This window comes from Agromyces badenianii, assembly GCF_003070885.1.
Lineage (GTDB): Bacteria > Actinomycetota > Actinomycetes > Actinomycetales > Microbacteriaceae > Agromyces > Agromyces badenianii.
Genome location: NZ_CP028913.1, coordinates 2,347,072 through 2,366,215, shown reverse-complemented (window position 1 = coordinate 2,366,215; position 19,144 = coordinate 2,347,072). Strand labels below are relative to the sequence as shown.

Here is a 19,144-nt window from a genome sequence, read left to right as displayed (position 1 = left end):
GGCCGCCGAAACACGAACGGCCGCCCGAAGGCGGCCGTTCGACGAGGCTGGCGAGGGTCAGTCGCTCGACTGCGCGATCGCGAGCATGCGCAGGATCTCGAGGTACAGCCAGATGACCGTGACCATGATGCCGAAGACACCCGACCACTCGTACTTCTTCGGGGCGCGGTTGCGCACGCCCTGCTGGATGAAGTCGAAGTCGAGCACGAGCGAGTACGCCGCCATGATGACGACGAAAACGCCGAGGATCACGCCGAGCGGGATGCCCATGATCTCGAAGCTGCCGCGAAGGCCCCACGGGTTGCCCTCGGCTCCGCCGAAGAGCATGATGCCCAGGTTCACGAGCGAGAACACGAGGTAGCCCACCATCGCGATGAGGAAGATCTTCGTCGCCTTCTTCGAGGCGCGGATCTTGCCCGAGGCGAAGAGCGCGAGCGTCACGCCGACGACCACGAGGGTCGCGATGACGGCCTGCGCGACGATGCCGGGGTTGATCGACTCGTACCAGGCCGAGATGCCGCCGACGAAGACGCCCTGCACGGCCGAGTAGGCGAGGATCAGCGCGGGGGAGGGCTCGCGCTTGAAGGTGTTGACGAGCACGAGCACGAAGCCGACGATGCCGGCGCCGATCCAGAGGAACGGCAGCGACTCGGTCGTGAGCCAGCCGAGGGCGGCACCGACGAGCAGGAGCCCGAACGACACGGCGGCCTTCTGGATCGTCGTCTCGACCGCCATGGTCTCGCCGGCGGGCGGGGTGGCGGGCTGGTTGTACATCTGCTGCAGCTGCTGAGCCGAGATGTCGTGCGCTGCGGCCGCGCCCCCCTGCGCGGAGAACGCGGAGTTCCGCGAGAATGCGGGGTTGTCGAGAGCCATGGGGTTCCTCTGCTTTCGGCTGTGGTCGGGGGCTCGGAACGGCGGCGGGCATGCGGCATCCGCTGCCACAACCAACCTATCGGAGTTCTCCATGACAACGCCTTGAGTTCTCACGGAATTCCCCCGCGACGCCAGCCCGCGCTGACTACGCTGGGGCCATGCTCCACGACGACCCCCCGCGCCCGCTCGTGATCGGGCACCGGGGTGCGCCCGGGTACCGCCCCGAGCACACGCGATCGTCGTACGAGCTCGCCTTCGCGCTCGGCGCCGATGCGGTCGAGCCCGACATCGTCGCGACCCGCGACGGCGTGCTCGTGCTGCGTCACGAGAACGAGATCTCGGGCACCACGGATGTCGCGAGCCGCCCCGAGTTCGCCGGTCGCCGCACCACGCGCGAAGTCGACGGCACCGCCCTCACCGGCTGGTTCACCGAGGACTTCACGTGGGCGGAGCTCGCGACACTGCGGGCGCGCGAGCGCCTCGGCTCGATCCGGCAGGCGAGTGCGAGCTTCGACGGACGCTATCCGATCATCCGGCTGCGGGAGCTCTTCGAGATCATCGACATCGCGGGGGGCGAACAACGCCGGCTCCTGCGCATAGTGGCCGAGTTCAAGCACGCCGCGCATTTCGACGCGCTGGGGCTGCCGCTCGACGAGCTCTTCCACGCCGAACTCGAAGCAGCCGGCTGGGGCCGGGGCGACGAGCGGCTCATCATGGAGGCGTTCGAGCCCACCCTGCTCGATCGGCTCGGCGCGCGAGGCATCCGGGGCAAGCGGGTGTTCCTGATCGAGGGCACCGGTGCGCCGTGGGACCTCGTGCTCACCGGTGCGCGCACGGCGCCGCGCTACGACTCGTTCATGACCGAAGAGGGCCTGCTCGGCCTCGCCGGCCGCTTCGACGGGGTGAGCGTGGGCAAGGCGCGGCTCGTCGGCGGGGCGAAGACGAGGCGAGCCGCGGATGCCGCGGGCCCGCCGCTCACGGGTGCCGACCTCGTCGATGCGGCGCACGCGGCGAACCTCGAGATCTACACCTGGACGCTCCGCCCCGAGAACCGGTCGCTCTCAGCGCCGTTCCGGCGCGGCACCGGACGGGCGGCCTACGGCGAGTGGCTCGGAGAGTTCAGCGAGATCATCGGCATGGGCGTCGACGGGGTCTTCCTCGATCACCCCGACCTCGGCGTCGACGCGCGCCGATCGGTGACCGGCTGAGGCGTCGGGAACGCCGGTCGGGGCAGCGGCGGATCGGGGCCGGTGTCGGCGGCCGCGCCTAGACTTGGAGGGACATGACGCTGATCCTCGACCCCGACGACCCGGCCGGCTGGCGCGAGGCGCCCGCCGTCTCTGCAGACCACTCCGGCTCCAGGCTCACCGACGGGCTCAACCCCGAACAGCGCGAGGCGGTCGAGTACCGCGGGCCCGCGCTCCTCATCGTCGCGGGGGCGGGGTCGGGCAAGACGCGCGTGCTCACGCACCGCATCGCGAGCCTCATCGAGAGCCGCGAGGCATGGCCGAGCCAGATCCTCGCGATCACCTTCACCAACAAGGCGGCGGCCGAGATGCGCGAGCGCGTCGAGGCGCTGCTCGGCGAAGGGGCATCCGGCATGTGGATCTCGACGTTCCACTCGGCGTGCGTGCGCATCCTGCGTCGTGAAGCCGAGTCGATCGGCCTGTCGTCGACGTTCACGATCTACGACTCCGCCGACCAGCGCACGATCCTGAAGCGCATCATCAAAGAACTCGACGCCGACACCATGGGGTTCACCCCCGCGAGCGCGCAGTCGAAGATCTCGAAGCTGAAGAACGAGCTCACCGACGTCGAGACGCACGCGCGCAACGCGAACACGAACGACCCGCAAGAGGTCATGTTCCTCGAGATCTTCCGCCAGTACACCCGGCGCCTGCGAGCGGCGAGCGCCCTCGATTTCGACGACCTCATCGCCGAGACGGTCTACCTCTTCCGTGCCTTCCCGAAGGTCGCGGCGCTCTACCAGCGCCGCTTCCGGCACATCCTCGTCGACGAGTACCAAGACACGAACCACGCGCAGTACTCGCTCATCCACGAGCTGACGCGGCCGGTGCCGCGAGAGATCGTCGCCGAACTCGACGAGCACGGCATCCTGGTGCGAGGGCTCACGGATGCCTCGGGGGCGATCCCCGGCGCGAGCCTCACGGTCGTCGGCGACTCCGATCAGTCGATCTACGCCTTCCGCGGTGCCGACATCCGCAACATCTCGGAGTTCGAACGCGACTTCCCCGGCGCGAAGGTCGTGCTGCTCGAACAGAACTACCGCTCGACGCAGAACATCCTCTCGGCGGCGAACGCCGTCATCGCCAACAACTTCGACCGTAAAGAGAAGAAACTCTGGACGGCCGACGGCGATGGCGACAAGATCACTGGCTACACCGGGTACACCGCGCACGACGAGGCCCAGTTCATCGCCGACGAGATCGAGGCGCTGCATCGTGCCGGCGTCGCCTACCGCGACATCGCGGTCTTCTACCGCACCAACGCGCAGACCCGAGCGCTCGAGGAGATCTTCGTGCGCTCGGCCCTGCCCTACCGGGTCGTCGGCGGCACGAAGTTCTACGAGCGCGCAGAGATCAAAGACGCGATGGCCTATCTCATCGCCGTCGCGAACCCGGCAGACGAGCTGGCGTTGCGGCGCATCCTGAACACGCCGAAGCGCGGCATCGGCCCGGCCACCGAGACGGCCCTGGCCTCGTTCGCCGAGCAGAACGAGCTCACCTTCCGGCAGGCGATGCGCGCGGTCGACGGGCTCGGCCTCGGGCCGAAGGTGACGGGCGCGATCTCGGCGCTCGCGAACGTGCTCGACGAGGCCGCGGCGATGCTCGTGCCCTCGGCCGAGGGCATCGAGGCCGGCACCAACGCGGGTGCCGCGAAGGTCTCCGACGTGCTCGTGTTCCTCATGGAGCGCTCGGGCCTGCTCGACGCGCTCCGCAACAGCCGCGACCCGCAAGACGAGACCCGCGCCGAGAACGTCGAAGAGCTCGTGGCACAGACGCGCGACTTCGACCGTGAGAACCCCGGCGCGACGCTCGTCGACTTCCTCACCCAGGTCTCGCTCGTGGCGGCGGCCGATGAGCTCGACGACGCCTCGGGCACCGTCTCGCTCATGACCCTGCACACCGCGAAGGGACTCGAGTACCACGCGGTGTTCCTCACCGGCATCGAAGAGGGGCTGCTGCCGCACCAGATGTCGGCGTCCGAGCCGGGTGGCCCGGCCGAAGAGCGGCGGCTGTTCTACGTCGGCATCACACGGGCCCGCAAGCGTCTCTACCTCTCGCTCGCGATGAGCCGCGCGCAGTTCGGCGAGGTCGCCGTGGCGATGCCGTCGCGCTACCTGCAGGAGATCCCCGAGGGGCTCATCGACTGGCGCCAGTCGCCGGGCATGGCGACGTCGCGCGGCGGCACGCAGCCGCGCGCGCTCAACGCCCGTCGCGGCGCGCCGGGCGGCGCGTGGGGTACGCGAGACCGCGACCTCGAGCGGTTCAGCGTGACGAGGTCCGACAAGCCGAAGACGGAGTGGGCCAATCGGGTCACCGGCACGGTGCGCGACAACGGCGACCTCACACTCGAGGCCGGCGACCGCATCCGGCACACCGACTTCGGCGAGGGCACCGTCACCCAGGTGACCGGCGAGGGCACGAAGCGCATCGCCCACGTCGGTTTCGACACAGCCGGGCAGAAGAAGCTCCTCATCAAGATCGCGCCGATCGAGAAGCTCTGAGCGATGCCCGAATCGCCTGAGGCGCGCCGACCCGAGGGGCTCGTCGCGCGACTTCGATCGCTGCGCGCGCTCGACGTCGAGGTGGCCATGCGCGCGGCGGTCGCGGCCGCCGTGCCGCTCGCCGTGCTCGTCGCCCTCGGCCGCGTCGATCTCGCGTCGTACGCCGCATTCGGCGGCATGGCCGCGATCTTCGGGCGCAGCGAGCCCTACCGCATCCGGATGCGCACGGTCGGCACCGCCGGCGCCGTGCAGTTCGGCGCGGTCGGCCTCGGCATCCTGCTCTCCGTCACCCAGGCGCCGCTCGCCGTCGAGGCGATCTCGCTCGGCGTCGTGATCGCGGTCGTGATCGTCGTCTTCAACACGCTCGGCGTCACCCCGTCGGGGCCGCTCTTCGCGGTCTTCGCGGTGCTCGTCTGCGCAGCGCAGCCGGTCGACGACGGCAGCGGCTGGATGCGCTGGGGCATCGCCGGCATGGCCGCGGCGTTCGCCTGGCTGCTCGCGATGTCGGGCTGGCTGCTGCGCCACGCGGTGCGCGCACGCGAGGCGGCGATCTTCAAGCCGCTTCCGCGTCAGGCGCCCCTGAGGCCGCTCGCCGCGATCGACCCGCGGGTGTGGCTGAACGTCGTGCAGAACGTGCTCGCGGCGCTCGCCGCCGGCGGCATCGCGCTGGGGCTCGGCATCGGCCACCCGTACTGGGCCGTCGTGGCCGCGATCGCCGTGATTCCGCCGGCTCGCGCCGCCCACACCGCCCAGCGCGCCGTGCATCGGGTGATCGGCACGGCCATCGGGGTCGGCCTCACCGGGCTCGTGCTGTGGCCGGAGCCGCCCGTGTGGGCCCTCGTGCTCGTGATCGCGATCTGCCAGTTCGCCGCCGAGCTCCTCGTCGGGCGACACTACGGCGCCGCCCTCGTGTTCGTGACGCCGCTCGCGCTCACGGTCGCACACCTCGCAGCGCCGACGCCGCTGCCTGCGCTGCTCGGCGACCGCCTGGTCGAGACCGTCGTCGGGGCGATCATCGGCGTCGCCGCAGTGCTCCTCGCGCGGCGCTTCGTCGAGCACGTGCCGATGCCGCCGCCGACCGCCGCAACGCCGAGCATCCGGCCGATGGAGGAACCATGAACTGGCCGACGCGTGCCCGGCGCACCGTGTACGAGAACCAGTGGATCACCGTGACCGAAGACGAGGTCGTGCGGCCCGACGGGCATGACGGCATCTACGGCGTCGTCGAGCTCCGCAACGACGCCGTGTTCATCGTCGCGATGACCGACGACGACGAGGTGCTCCTCGTCACGGTCGACCGGCACACCGTCGGCGAATCGATCGAGGTGCCGGCGGGCGGCACCGACGGTGAGGAACCGATCGTCGCGGCCCGCCGCGAGCTGCTCGAGGAGACCGGCCACGAGGCGAGCGAGTGGCGCGAGATCGGGCGGATGTCGGCGCTGAACGGCATCTGCCGTGCCGCCGAGATCGTCTACCTCGCGACCGGCTTGCGCCACGTGGCATCCGGGGCGGAGGGGCAGGCCGAAGAGGGCATCAGCTCGGTTCGGGCGGTGCCGTGGAGCGAGGCCGTGCAGATGGTGCGCAGCGGCGAGATCACCGATGGCGAGACCGTCGCCGCACTCTTCTATGCTGCGGCAGCCCTCGGCCGCATCGGCTGATCTCGGTCCCGGCTTCTGCGTGAGCGTGAGCGTGCGCTTGGGCGCGATCATGAGTGCGTTCCGTGTCTGGGTGACCGGACGCACGGGCCCGGCGACGGTACGGACGCGTCGAACGGGAGGAGTAGCATGGAAGCTGGCCCACTTATCTTGACGTCGAGATTCTTCGGCGCGTCGGGCCGACACCCACCAGCCCCTGTGCGCTCTCGCGCGTGCGGATCGATTGGAAGTAGAGCGTGGATCTTTACGAGTACCAGGCCAGAGACCTGTTCGAGCAGTACGGGGTCCCGGTGCTTCCGGGCATCGTCGCCGACACCCCCGATGAGGTGCGTGCGGCCGCCGAGAAGCTCGGCGGCGTCGTGGTCGTCAAAGCGCAGGTGAAGACGGGCGGCCGCGGCAAGGCCGGCGGCGTCAAGGTCGCGAAGAACGCCGACGAAGCGTACGAGGCGGCGAAGACGATCCTCGGCCTCGACATCAAGGGCCACGTCGTCAAGCGCGTCATGGTCGCCGGCGGCGCGCGCATCGCGCAGGAGTTCTACTTCTCGGTGCTCCTCGACCGGGCGAACCGCTCGTACCTCTCGCTCACGAGCGTCGAGGGCGGCATGGAGATCGAGCAGCTCGCCGTCGAGAAGCCCGAGGCCCTCGCACGCATCGAGGTCGACCCGATCACCGGCATCACCCCGACGACCGCTCGCGAGATCGCGGTCGCCGCGAACTTCCCGGCCGAACTCGTCGACAAGGTCGCCGACGTCTTCGTGAAGCTGTATGACGTCTACAAGAGCGAAGACGCGACGCTCGTCGAGGTCAACCCGCTCATCCTCGACGAAGACGGCAACATCATCGCCCTCGACGGCAAGGTCACGCTCGACGAGAACGCCGAGTTCCGCCACGCCGGACACGCGCTGCTCGAAGACAAAGACGCCGCCGACCCGCTCGAGGCCGCGGCCAAGGCACTCGACCTCAACTACGTCAAGCTCGACGGCGAGGTCGGCATCATCGGCAACGGCGCGGGCCTCGTCATGTCGACGCTCGACGTCGTCGCGTACGCCGGCGAGAACCACGGCGGCGTCAAGCCCGCCAACTTCCTCGACATCGGCGGCGGCGCCTCGGCGGAGGTCATGGCCAACGGCCTCGGCATCATCCTCGGCGACCCGCAGGTCAAGAGCGTCTTCGTGAACGTCTTCGGCGGCATCACCGCCTGCGACCAGGTCGCGAAGGGCATCGTCGGCGCACTCGCGGAGCTCGGCTCGACCGCGAACAAGCCGCTCGTCGTGCGGCTCGACGGCAACAACGTCGTCGAGGGCCGCCGCATCCTCGAGGAGGCGGCGCACCCGCTCGTCACCCTCGCCGAGAACATGGACCAGGGCGCCGACAAGGCCGCCGAGCTGGCGAACGCCGCGTAAGCAAAGGGATTCAGACATGACGATCTTCCTCAACTCGGACTCCAAGGTCATCGTCCAGGGCATCACCGGCGGCGAGGGCTCCAAGCACACGGCGCGCATGCTCGCGGCGGGCACCCAGGTGGTCGGCGGCGTGAACGCCCGCAAGGCCGGCACGACCGTGCTGCACACCGACAAAGACGGCAACGCCGTCGAGCTGCCGGTCTTCGCCTCGGTCGCCGAGGCCATCGAGCAGACCGGCGCGGATGTCTCCATCGCCTTCGTCCCGCCGGCCTTCACGAAAGACGCCGTGGTCGAGGCCATCGACGCCGAGATCCCCCTCCTCGTCATCATCACCGAGGGCGTGCCCGTGCAGGACTCCGCCGAGTTCTGGGCCTACGCCAAGGAGCAGGGCGACAAGACCCGCATCATCGGGCCGAACTGCCCCGGCATCATCAGCCCCGGTGAGTCGCTCGTCGGCATCACCCCGGCGAACATCACCGGCAAGGGCCCGATCGGCCTCGTCTCGAAGTCGGGCACGCTCACGTACCAGATGATGTACGAGCTGCGCGACCTCGGCTTCTCGACGGCCATCGGCATCGGCGGCGACCCGATCATCGGCACGACGCACATCGACGCGCTCGCCGCGTTCGAGGCCGACCCCGAGACCAAGGCGATCGTGATGATCGGCGAGATCGGCGGCGACGCCGAAGAGCGCGCGGCCGACTTCATCAAGGCGAACGTCACGAAGCCGGTCGTCGGCTACGTCGCGGGCTTCACCGCTCCCGAGGGCAAGACCATGGGCCACGCCGGCGCCATCGTCTCCGGCTCGGCCGGTACCGCCCAGGCGAAGAAGGAGGCCCTCGAGGCCGCCGGCGTCAAGGTCGGCAAGACGCCGAGCGAGACGGCGCAGCTCCTCCGCGAGGTCTACGCCGCACTGAGCGCGTAGAGCTTCAGCTCACTCGAGGGCCCCGTCGGCGTCGCCGACGGGGCCCTCCTGCGTCAGCCCCATGGATGCGGCGGACGTGAGAAGGTGAGTGTCATGAGCGAGTCATCGGATGCCGGTTCGGCGGCGCCGCTGCATACGCAGCCGTCGCTCGCGAGCAGGTTGGTGCGCACCACCTTCGTCACCGAGGAGTCCATCTACGGCGTCATCCTCGTCTCGGGCATGATCGTGGTGGCCGGCAGCCATGGAGCGAGCTCGTGGCAGGTCTTCTGGCAGGTCATCCTCACCGTCGTCGTGTTCTGGCTCGCCCACGTCTACGCCGGCACCGTCGCCCGCCACGGGGTCGAGCACGGCCGCGTCATCGGGATCCGCGAGGCGTTCCTCGGGTCGTTCAAGCGCTCGCTGGGACTGGTGGCCTCGGCGTTGATCCCGTCGTTCATCCTGCTGCTCGGGGCCACGAAAGCCGTCGACGACTCCGTCGCCATGTGGATCGCTCTCTGGGTCGGGGTCATAGTGCTCGCCGTGCTCGGCTGGATCGCCTTTGCGCGCCGCGGTTCGCCGTGGCCGATTCGGCTCGCCGGGGCCGTCGGCACCGCTGCGTTCGGGTTGGCGATGATCCTGATGAAGGCCCTCATCCACTGACCGGTGTGCTCGAGCACCGCGAGCGCTATGGTCGTTGCAGGGGTGTCTCATGACCGACACTGACGGAACTGGACTCGAAGCGCGCATCGCGGCGCTCGAAGCCGAGAACGCGGCGCTTCGCGCCGGCATCGTGCAAGTTGCCGAGGGCGGGGTGGATGCCGCGGCATCCGTCGCACCACGGCGCTCCCATCGCGGCTGGGGGCGCACGCTCACGGCCGTCGTGCTCGTCGTGGTGGGCCTGCTGCTCGCACCGGTCGCGGTGATCAGCGCGTGGGCGAGGCTCGAGCTCGCCGACACCGACCGGTTCGTCGCGACCTTCGGCCCGCTCGCCGAGGATCCCGAGGTGCAGGCGTACCTGAGTGACGAAGTGGTGGCCGCCATCGAGGAGCAGATCGACATCCCGGCGCTCACCGCCGAGGTGTTCGACGGCATCCGCTCTCTCGGCCTGCCGCCGCGCGCCGATGCCGCGCTGGGGCTGCTCGAGGCGCCTGCCGCGCAGGGCATCCAGTCGCTCGTCACCGACGTGGTCGACCGGGTGATCGCGTCGCCGGCGTTCGCCGATGTGTGGGCGTCGACGCTGCGCATCACGCATCGTCAGTTCGTCGGCGCGATGCAGGGCGATCCCGATGCGGCGCTCGCCATCGGCGGTGACGGGTCGATCTCGGTGCAGCTCGGCCCGATCGTCGAGGCGGTCAAGCAACGCCTCATCGAGCAGGGAGTCGGCTTCGCCGAGGCGATCCCGGAGGTGGATCGCAGTGTCGTCGTCGCGCAGGACGACGCCTTCGTGCTCGTGCGCACGATCTACGCGCTCGCGGTGGGGGTCGGCACCTGGCTGCCGTGGATCACGCTGGCGTTCCTCGTCATCGGCGTCGCCGTGGCGAAGAGCCGCAACCGGGCCCTCCTGTGGACCGCCGGCGGCTTCGCGCTCGCGATGGCGATCCTCGCGAGCGGCATCGGCATCGGGCGGTGGTACTTCGTAGGCGCGGTGAGCCCGTCGATCATGCCGTCCGGCGCCGCCGAGTCCATCTACTCCGGGCTCGTCGAGATCATGATGTCGACGATCATCGCCCTCCTCGTGCTCGGCCTGCTCGTCGCCGTGGTCGCCTGGTTCGCGGGACCGTGGCGCCCGGCTCGGGCGCTGCGCGGATTCGCCGGGTCGGGATTCGCCGCGCTGCGCAGCACCGCTGCGAAACACGGCATCACGACGGGGCGCTTCGGCATCGGCCTCGATCGCTGGCGCGTCGTCGTCTACGTCGCCATCGCGGTCATCGCAGCGCTCGTGGTGTTGTTCTCGCGCCCGGTCACGACGGGCACCGTCATCGCGACCGTGCTGCTCGCCCTGCTCGCCCTGCTCATCGTCGAGCTGCTCCGGCGACCGGCGGCAGAGGTGGAGGCCGACGAGCTCCTCGCCGCAGCAGCGGCCGACGCCGACGCCGAACCAGACGCCGACCCTGACGTCGTGGTCGTCGTCGCCGACGTCGAGCGAACGAGCGGTGATGCCTTCGCCGAAGAGCTCACGGGGCCCGACGTCGAAACGCCGACTCCGCCCGACACCGCAGGTCCTGCCCGCTGAGCGGCGCCTGCCGGGATAAGCTCCCGGTGGAATGAGACGCACGACGATCGCCCTGCTCGCCGGCCTCGAGGCATCCGTCGCCGCCCTCATCGGCCTCGGCATCGCGCTCGTGCCGCTCATGCTGCTCTGGGCGGTGCATTTCGGCCTCGCCGTCGATGCCGCGTTCTTCTTCAGGGCGGCGGCCGACGTGTGGCTGCTCGGCCACGGCGTCGACCTCGAACTGCAGATCGATGCGGTGACCGCCGCCCGATCCGGGCTGCCGGGCGCCGGCGATCCGTTCCCGGTCACGATCGCCCTGCTCGGGTTCGCCGTCGTCTCGGCGGCCTTCGGCCGTCGGATCGGCCGTCGATCGGCCGCCGAGGGGCATTCGTTCACCGGCAGCGTGGCGGCGATCGTCGTCTACGCGGTCGTCGGATTCCTGCTCGCCGTGACCGCGGGAGTCGACGGGGCGCGTTCCTCGCTCTGGCAGGCGACGTTGCTTCCGGCGTTCACGATGGCGGTCGGCGTCGTCGTCGGGGCGGTCGGCGAGTCGCTGCGGGGCGATCCGGTCGCGGATGCCGCGGGCGGCTTCGTGCGCCGTCGTGTCGAGGCGCTGCCCGTGGCGTTCGTCGCCACCGTACGATCCGTCGTGCGAATCGGCGCCGGGGCGGCGTCGGGAGTGCTCGCCGTGGCCGGATTGCTCGTCGCCTGGCTCATCGCGGCCGACTACGCGACGATCGCCGGCCTCTACCAGTCGCTCGGCACCGGCATCGACGGCGGCATCGCGCTGACCGTCGCCGAGCTCGCCCTGATCCCCAACGTCATCGTGTGGGCGGCCTCGTGGCTGCTCGGACCCGGCTTCGCGCTCGGCGCGGGCACCTCGGTCTCCCCGGGCGGCACACTCCTCGGACCGGTGCCGGGGCTGCCGTTGCTCGGTGCGCTGCCGACCGAGGCGCAGGCGTTCGGTGCCCTCTGGCTCATCGTGCCCGTGCTGCTCGGTTTCGTCGGCACGTGGCTCGTGGCCGGGTCGATGCGTTCCCCGGCGATCGGCGGCAACGCCGCGAGACCCGGCGATCTCGGCGCCAGACGGCGCCCGGATGCATGGTGGCTTCCGCTTGCGACCGGCGCGGGTGCGGCCGGAGTGGCCGGGCTCGTGCTCGGGCTGCTGGCCTGGTGGTCGGGCGGTGCGGCCGGTCCGGGCCGACTCGCCGACGTCGGACCGAACCCCTGGGCGGTCGCGCTCGTCACAGCCGCCACCGTCGGCATCGGGGCCGTGACGGGTGGGTACGCGGCGCGTGCGAACGGCCGCCGCGACGACGAGCCGGGCTCGGTCTTCAGTCGGGCCGGTGCGGGGAGCGAGCCCCGCTGAGTTCGGGGGGCTGCCGGCACCGTGGTGCCGGTGCTACTCTGCGCGTGACCGCATGATCGAGGAGGATCCATGTCGGTGCCGAATCAGATCGCGTCGCCCCACGCCGAGGGCAAGGGGCTCGCCGCCGGAACTCTGGGTCTCTGGGGTTCGACCGTCATCGGCCTCGCCTCGACGGCGCCCGTGTACTCGCTCGCCGCGACACTCGGCTTCGTCGTGCTCGCGGTGGGGGCCCAGGCGCCCGTGGCGTTCATCATCGCGTTCGTGCCGATGCTGCTCATCGCCTTCGCATACCGCGAGCTGAACCGGGCGGTGCCCGACTGCGGAACGACGTTCACGTGGGCGACGAAGGCCTTCGGCCCGTGGGTCGGCTGGCTCGGCGGGTGGGGGGTCGCGGTCGCCGGCACCGTCGTGCTCGCGAACCTCGCCCAGATCGGCGGCATCTACTTCTGGCTGCTGGTCTCGCCGGACCTCGCCGAGAACGTGCCGCTCGTCACGGCCACCGGCGTCGTGTTCATCGCGCTCATGAGCTGGATCAGCTGGCGCGGGCTCGAGATCGGCGAGCGGTTGCAGAACGTGCTGCTCGGCGTGCAGTACCTCGCACTCGTGCTCTTCGTGGTGTTCGCGTCGGCGGCGGTGATCACCGGCACCGCACCCGAGGGATCCACGATGCCGAGCGCGGACTGGTTCAACCCGTTCGCCTTCGAGTCGCTCGACGCCTTCGTCGAGTCGGTACTGCTCGCCCTCTTCATCTACTGGGGCTGGGACACGTGCCTCGCGCTCAACGAGGAGACGCGCGACCCGAAGCGCATCCCCGGACGCGCGGCGGTGCTGACGACCCTGATCCTGCTCGTGACCTACGTGGGCGTGGCGGTCGCCGCGATGTCGTACGCCGGGCTCGGTGGCACCGGGGTGGGGCTCGGCAACGAGGGCAACGCCGACGACGTGTTCTTCGCGCTGAAGGACGCGGTGTTCGGCCCGTGGGCCTGGCTCCTCGTCGTCGCCGTGATGATCTCGGCGGTGTCGTCGACGCAGACCACCATCCTGCCGACCGCGCGCGGTACCCTCGCGATGGCGGTGTACAAGGCCCTGCCGAAGCGATTCGCCACGGTGCATCCGCGGTACCGCACGCCGTCGTTCTCGACGCTGCTCATGGGGTTCGTGGCCATCGTGTTCTACGTCGGCATGACCCTCGTCAGCGACAACATCCTGCAGGACACGATCCTCTCGCTGGGGCTCGCGATCGCGTTCTACTACTCGATCACGGGCTTCGCCTGCGTGTGGTACTTCCGCTCCACGCTGTTCACGTCGTGGCGCAACTTCTGGAACCGGCTGGTGTTCCCGCTCGTCGGCGCGCTGCTGCTGACCGGGGCCTTCGTCTACTCGGCGATCGACATGCTCGACCCCGACTACGGCTACACGGTGCTCTTCGGCGTCGGCGGCGTGTTCGTCGTCGGAGTCGGCTCGCTCGCGCTCGGCGCGGTGCTCATGGTCGTGTGGTCGTTCTTCGCGGATTCGCGGCCGTTCTTCCGCGGCGAGTCGCTGAACCGCGAGACCGAGGTGCTCGTGCCCGAAGAGGAGCAGAAGATCATCCGCTCGGTCGACGGGGGCGTGGGGTGAGCGGCGCGACGCCGGCGCAGCTTCGAACCTCCGCGGCCGGTGGGCTCGGAGGGTGCTGAAGCTCGTCGTCCTGGTCTCGGGCGTGACGGCGGCGCAGCTTCGAACCTCCGCCGGCCGGTAGGCTCGGAGGGTGCTGAAGCTCGTCGTCCTGATCTCGGGCGCTGGTTCGAACCTCCGTGCCCTGCTCGACGCCTCCGCCGATGCGGAGTTCCCCGCTCGGGTCGTCGCCATCGGCGCCGACCGCGACGCCGACGGGCTCGCCCTCGGCGAGGAGTACGGCGTGCCGACCTTCTCCGTGCCCTTCACGGCGTATCCCGACCGCGACAGCTGGGGCGACGCCCTCATCGATGAGGTGCGCCGGTGGGAGCCCGACGTGGTCGTGCTCTCCGGCCTCATGCGGCTCGTGCCGCCGGCCGTGGTCGATGCATTCTCGCCGAACCTGATCAACACGCACCCCGCGTACCTGCCCGAGTTCCCCGGTGCGCACGGCGTGCGCGACGCGATCGCCGCGGGCGTGACTCAGACCGGTGCGAGCCTCATCGTCGTCGACAACTCGGTCGACGGCGGCCCGATCATCGCGCAGGAGCGCATTCCGGTGCTGCCGGGCGACACCGAGTCGAGCCTGCACGACCGCATCAAGCCCGTCGAACGACGCCTGCTCATCCAGGCCGTGCTCGACATCGCCAACTCGCACCTCGACCTGAAGGAGCTCGCACGATCATGAGCGGCGCCACGCACGACCCGAGCCTCTACCGCGACCGCGATGTCGTGCCAGTGAAGCGTGCGCTCATCGCCGTGAGCGACAAGCGGGGCCTCGTCGAGCTGGCCACCGCGCTCGTCGGCGCGGGGGTCGAGATCGTCTCGACGGGTGGCACGGGCGCGGCCATCGCCGCCGCGGGCCTGCCGGTCACCCAGGTGTCCGAGGTCACGGGCTACCCCGAGCACCTCGACGGGCGGGTGCGCACCCTGCACCCGGCCGTGCACTCGGGCCTCCTCGCCGACCTGCGCCTCGAGCACCACGAGGCCGAGCTCGCGGGCCTCGGCATCGAGCCGTACGAGCTCGTCGTCGTGAATCTCTACCCCTTCGCCGAGACCGTCGCCGCGGGCGCGGCGGCCGACGCCGTCATCGAGCAGATCGACATCGGCGGACCCGCCATGGTGCGTGCCTCGGCCAAGAACCACGCGAACGTCGCCGTGGTGGTCTCGCCCGAGCGCTACGACGAGATCGCCGCCGCGGTCGCCGCGGGCGGCACGACGCTCGTCCAGCGCGCCGCGCTGGCTCGTGAGGCGTTCCGGCACACGGCGTCGTACGACGTCGCCGTCGCCTCGTGGCTCGGCAGCGTCGTGGCTCCCGACCAGCCGGCAGAGGAGTCGCCGTTCCCCGCGTGGGTGGGCGGCACGTGGACCAAAGACGCCGACCTGCGCTACGGCGAGAACTCGCACCAGAAGGCGGCGCTCTACTCCTCGCAGGGCGGTCGCCCCGGCATCGCGCAGGCCGTGCAGCTGCACGGCAAAGAGATGTCGTACAACAACTACGTCGACGCCGACTCCGCTGTGCGCGCCGCGTTCGATTTCGACGAGCCGGCCGTGGCGATCATCAAGCACGCGAACCCGTGCGGCATCGCCGTCGCCTCCGCCGGGGCATCCGACCCCATCGCCGACGCCCATCGCCGCGCCCACGAGTGCGACCCGGTCTCGGCCTTCGGCGGCGTGATCGCCGCCAACCGCATCGTGACCCTCGAGATGGCCGAGACGGTGTCGGGCGTCTTCACCGAGGTGCTCATCGCTCCGGCGTTCGAGGGCGAGGCGCTCGAACTCCTCGCGAAGAAGAAGAACATCCGCCTGCTGACGCTGCCCGAGGGCTTCACGCCGACGGCCGTGGAGCTGCGCCAGGTCTCGGGCGGGCTGCTGCTGCAGCAGGCCGACCGTCACTTCCTGCCGGCCTCGGAGTGGACGCTCGCCGCGGGCGACGCCGCCGACGCGGCGACCCTCGCCGACCTCGAGTTCGCGTGGACCGCCTGCCGTGCCGTGAAGTCGAACGCGATCCTGCTCGCCTCGGGCGGTGCCTCGGTGGGCGTGGGCATGGGCCAGGTCAACCGGGTCGACTCCTGCAAGCTCGCGGTCGAGCGTGCGGGGGAGCGGGCCACCGGTTCGGTCGCGGCATCCGATGCCTTCTTCCCCTTCGCCGACGGCCTGCAGATCCTCCTCGACGCGGGCGTGCGCGCGGTCGTGCAGCCGGGCGGGTCGGTTCGCGACGAAGAGGTCGTCGCGGCCGCGCGCGAAGCGGGCGTCACGATGTACTTCACGGGCGAGCGCCACTTCTTCCACTGACTCGCACCGCCTCCCGAATCCGAAGGACGGGGCAGGGGCAAAGAAGGCGCAGGCGCAGGCGCAGGGCGGCGGATGATGCGGCGCCCGTTCGAGCGCAGCGGCGGTACCCTTGAATCGACCCGCGCTCATGAGGTGCGGGGCCAGGTTCCGCCCACGAAGCGGATGATTCAAGGAGAACGATCGATGACGATCACCCACCCGCCGGCGGCCCGCGCCCCGGCGACCTCGGCAGCCGGCGTCAGCGCGGCACTGCCGGCAGAAGCCCCCGACCACGAACGGGTGCTCATCACCCGCGGCGCCCGTTCCGGGCTCACGATCATCGTGGCGGTGCATTCCACCCGACTCGGCCAGGCACTCGGCGGCGCTCGCCTCTGGCACTACGAGCACTGGACCGACGCCCTCGCCGACGCCCTGCGGCTCTCGCAGGCGATGACCATGAAGAACGCCGCAGCCGGGCTCGCCCGCGGCGGCGGCAAGTCGGTGATCGCGATCCCGGTCGGCACGACTCTCGACGCGGCCGCCACCCACGACGCGATGCTCGATCTCGGCGATGCCGTCGAGTCGCTCGGCGGCGCCTACATGACCGCCGAAGACGTCGGCACGAGCGCCGAGCTCATGGCCGTCGTGCACGAGCGCACCGAGCACGTCTGCGGGCTCCCGCCCGAGCAGGGCGGCGTCGGCGAGCCGGCGGATGCCACGGCCGCGGGCGTGCACGCCTCCATTCTCGCGACGCTCGGCGAGGTCTTCGGCTCGAACGATCCGGCCGGACGGCACCTCGTCATCGCGGGCCTCGGGCAGGTCGGCGGTCGCCTGGCTCGGAGCCTCGCGTCATCGGGTGCCCGGCTCACCGTGACGGATGTCGCGGAGGCCAAGCGCGCCCTGGCCGACGAACTCGGCGCGGCCTGGGTCGACCCCGCCGACGCCCACCTCGTCGAGGCCGACGTCTTCGTGCCGTGCGGACTCGGCGGCGTGCTCACCCCGGAGGTGGTGCGCGAGCTTCGCGTGCGCGCCGTCGTCGGCGCCGCGAACAACCAGCTCGCCTCGCGAGACGTCGCGGCCCTTCTGCAGGAGCGCGGCGTCGTCTGGGCACCCGACTTCGTGGTCAACGCGGGCGGGGTCATCTACCTCGACGTCGCGAGCGCACCCGGTGTCGACCAGGCGGCGCTCGACGACCGCATCGCGGGCATCGGCGACACCGTGGCATCCGTGCTGCGCAGTGCCTGCGACCACGGCATGACGACGCTCGAATCCGCCGAGCGCCTCGCCCGAGCGCGACTCGACGCCGCCGGTTGAGACATCGGTACGGCCAGTAGGCTCGTGCCATGACGTCCCCCGCCATGCAGCCGTCCGCCCCGGCCCGGTTCACCCCGGCGATCACCCCGGGGCGGCGGGTGGCTGCGGTGCTCGCCTCCTCGGCCTCGGTCGCGACGGCGGCGATGCTGGTCTCGCTCCTGGCGTTCTTCATCGGCAGCGGGCAGTCGCCGCAGGTGCTCGGCCAGGTGTTCGGGCACTTCGCGCTCGCCGCCTTCATCGCGTGGGTGCTGCTCTCGGTGACGAACGCCGTCGGCGCGACCCGCGCGTGGTACCTCACGCTCATCACGGGGTTCGCATCGGGATGCCTCGCGGCGCTGCTTGCGACGTTCGCGTCGGCCAGCGCCGCGGGCAACCCGTTCTCGGGCGCGATCCTCCTCTTCGTGGTCGGCTCGCTCGTGAGCCTGAACCTCATCTTCATCATCGCGATCGTCGTCGGCGAGATCCTGCTCGCCCCGCGGGTCTTGCGCGGCATCCTCGAATACGCGCCGCCCGCCGCCGACCGTCGCCTCGCACTCGTGCGCATCCCCGCGTCGAATCTCGACGAGGCCCTGGTGACGCACCGCGAGCGGCAGCCCGTCGACCTGGCGCTCGCCGACCAGCAATGGGACAACTACTGCGCCGCCCTCGTCGCCGAGGGCTGGGAGACGATCGAGGTCGACGCGGCGCCCGAGCTCGCCGATTCCGTCTTCGTCGAGGACACGGTCGTGATGTTCGGCGATCTCGCGGTGCTCGCGAGCCCCGGCGCCGAGTCGCGCCGGCCCGAGGTCGAGGCGGTCGAGCGTGCCGTGCGCAGCGTGCCGGGCCTCACGGTCGCCCGCATCGCGTTGCCGGGCACGCTCGACGGCGGCGACGTGCTGAAGGTCGGCTCCACGGTCTACGTGGGCGCGTCGGAGCGCACGAACGCCGAGGGCATCCGGCAGTTGCGCGCCCTGCTCACTCCGCACCGCTACACGGTCGTCGCAGTGCCGATCACGAAGGCGCTGCACCTGAAGAGCGCCGCGACCGCGCTGCCCGACGGCACGATCATCGGCGACCCGGCCCTGCTCGACGTCGCGAGCCTCTTCCCGCGGTTCCTGCCCGTGACCGAGCCCGAGGGCGTCGCAGTGCTCGAGCTGTCGCGCCGATCGCTGCTGATGTCGTCGTCGGCGCCCGAGACCGCCGCGATGATCGCGAGCCTCGGCTACCGGGTCGTGACCATCGACATCGGCGAGTTCGAGAAGCTCGAGGGCTGCGTCACGTGCCTGTCGGTGCAGGTGCGCTGAGCGCACCGCCCGTCACCGGGCTTCGACTCTTGCGCGTCGCAGCGAGAACCCCATAGTCTGTAGGGCTGGCCGGGGGCTGAGTTCCGACCGGCCTCGAGGGTTCGAGACGACGACGCAGGAGGACACCATGCAGACAGACACCGACGCCCGCACGATCGCGGTCTCCGGCGCTGTGCGCCCGGTCTCCCTCGCGTTCGGCTTCGCCGGGTAGACCACCTCGCCCTCCCGCAGGCTCAGCCTGCCTGCGCAGACACGCATCGTCGTGGTCCGCGTCACTCGAATCTTCCCCATTCGCCGTTCCGGCCCGCTTCCGGGCGTTCGGCGCCTCGATCCTGATAGGAACCGGCTGTGTCCGCTCCCCTCCAAACTCCGCCTGCGCCCGACGCCCCCGAGCAGTCGACCCCGACCCAGCGGCTGAGCACCCCCCGCGCACTCTGGCGCCTTCGCGAGTACGCC

At 70.7% G+C, this 19,144-nt stretch carries 15 protein-coding genes; 14 read left to right on the top strand and 1 reads right to left on the bottom strand.

All coding sequences use genetic code 11. The features are described 5' to 3' along the window. Nucleotides 1-57: 57 nt before the first annotated feature. On the bottom strand, nt 58-873 hold the full coding sequence (locus tag DCE93_RS11185) for a Bax inhibitor-1/YccA family protein (RefSeq protein WP_108595945.1): 816 nt from the start codon (nt 871-873) through the stop codon (nt 58-60). 158 nt (nt 874-1,031) lie between these two features. On the opposite strand from DCE93_RS11185, the gene DCE93_RS11180 reads away from it, so the two are divergent. From DCE93_RS11180 to ddaH, 14 genes are all read left to right on the top strand, one after another. After that, complete coding sequence (locus DCE93_RS11180; RefSeq protein WP_108595944.1) at nt 1,032-2,081, top strand: glycerophosphodiester phosphodiesterase family protein; 1,050 nt, start codon at nt 1,032-1,034, stop codon at nt 2,079-2,081. 74 nt (nt 2,082-2,155) lie between these two features. Then, nucleotides 2,156-4,621 (top strand): ATP-dependent helicase, encoded by a 2,466-nt coding sequence (locus DCE93_RS11175; RefSeq protein WP_108595943.1) that lies wholly within the window; start codon nt 2,156-2,158, stop codon nt 4,619-4,621. Between the two features lie 3 nt (nt 4,622-4,624). Then, a complete protein-coding gene (locus tag DCE93_RS11170) occupies nt 4,625-5,740 on the top strand; it encodes an FUSC family protein (RefSeq protein ID WP_108595942.1) in 1,116 nt (371 codons plus the stop codon). Next, complete coding sequence (locus DCE93_RS11165; RefSeq protein WP_108595941.1) at nt 5,737-6,279, top strand: NUDIX domain-containing protein; 543 nt, start codon at nt 5,737-5,739, stop codon at nt 6,277-6,279. The genes DCE93_RS11170 and DCE93_RS11165 overlap by 4 nt, the downstream gene beginning before the upstream one ends. A gap of 233 nt (nt 6,280-6,512) precedes the next feature. Further along, entirely contained in the window at nt 6,513-7,679 is a 1,167-nt protein-coding gene (sucC, locus tag DCE93_RS11160; RefSeq protein WP_108595940.1) for an ADP-forming succinate--CoA ligase subunit beta, read from the top strand. A gap of 16 nt (nt 7,680-7,695) precedes the next feature. Then, complete coding sequence (sucD, locus tag DCE93_RS11155) at nt 7,696-8,604, top strand: succinate--CoA ligase subunit alpha (protein WP_108595939.1); 909 nt, start codon at nt 7,696-7,698, stop codon at nt 8,602-8,604. Nucleotides 8,605-8,697: 93 nt separating this feature from the next. Then, nucleotides 8,698-9,243 carry a hypothetical protein gene (locus DCE93_RS11150; protein ID WP_108595938.1) on the top strand — a complete coding sequence of 182 codons (546 nt, stop codon included), beginning with the start codon at nt 8,698-8,700 and terminating at the stop codon, nt 9,241-9,243. Between the two features lie 49 nt (nt 9,244-9,292). Beyond that, entirely contained in the window at nt 9,293-10,816 is a 1,524-nt protein-coding gene (locus tag DCE93_RS11145; protein ID WP_205647426.1) for a hypothetical protein, read from the top strand. A gap of 31 nt (nt 10,817-10,847) precedes the next feature. Further along, nucleotides 10,848-12,164 carry a cell division protein PerM gene (locus tag DCE93_RS11140; RefSeq protein WP_205647425.1) on the top strand — a complete coding sequence of 439 codons (1,317 nt, stop codon included), beginning with the start codon at nt 10,848-10,850 and terminating at the stop codon, nt 12,162-12,164. Between the two features lie 69 nt (nt 12,165-12,233). Next, nucleotides 12,234-13,781 (top strand): APC family permease, encoded by a 1,548-nt coding sequence (locus DCE93_RS11135; RefSeq protein WP_108595937.1) that lies wholly within the window; start codon nt 12,234-12,236, stop codon nt 13,779-13,781. Between the two features lie 130 nt (nt 13,782-13,911). Continuing rightward, nucleotides 13,912-14,505 carry a phosphoribosylglycinamide formyltransferase gene (gene purN, locus DCE93_RS11130; protein WP_108595936.1) on the top strand — a complete coding sequence of 198 codons (594 nt, stop codon included), beginning with the start codon at nt 13,912-13,914 and terminating at the stop codon, nt 14,503-14,505. Next, nucleotides 14,502-16,112, top strand: a complete 1,611-nt coding sequence (gene purH, locus DCE93_RS11125; protein ID WP_108595935.1) for a bifunctional phosphoribosylaminoimidazolecarboxamide formyltransferase/IMP cyclohydrolase — start codon at nt 14,502-14,504, stop codon at nt 16,110-16,112. The genes purN and purH overlap by 4 nt, the downstream gene beginning before the upstream one ends. Before the next feature lie 183 nt (nt 16,113-16,295). Beyond that, on the top strand, nt 16,296-17,405 hold the full coding sequence (locus DCE93_RS11120) for a Glu/Leu/Phe/Val dehydrogenase family protein (RefSeq protein ID WP_108595934.1): 1,110 nt from the start codon (nt 16,296-16,298) through the stop codon (nt 17,403-17,405). A gap of 29 nt (nt 17,406-17,434) precedes the next feature. After that, nucleotides 17,435-18,688, top strand: a complete 1,254-nt coding sequence (gene ddaH, locus DCE93_RS14915) for a dimethylargininase (protein WP_276329502.1) — start codon at nt 17,435-17,437, stop codon at nt 18,686-18,688. The last annotated feature ends 456 nt before the right edge of the window (nt 18,689-19,144 follow it).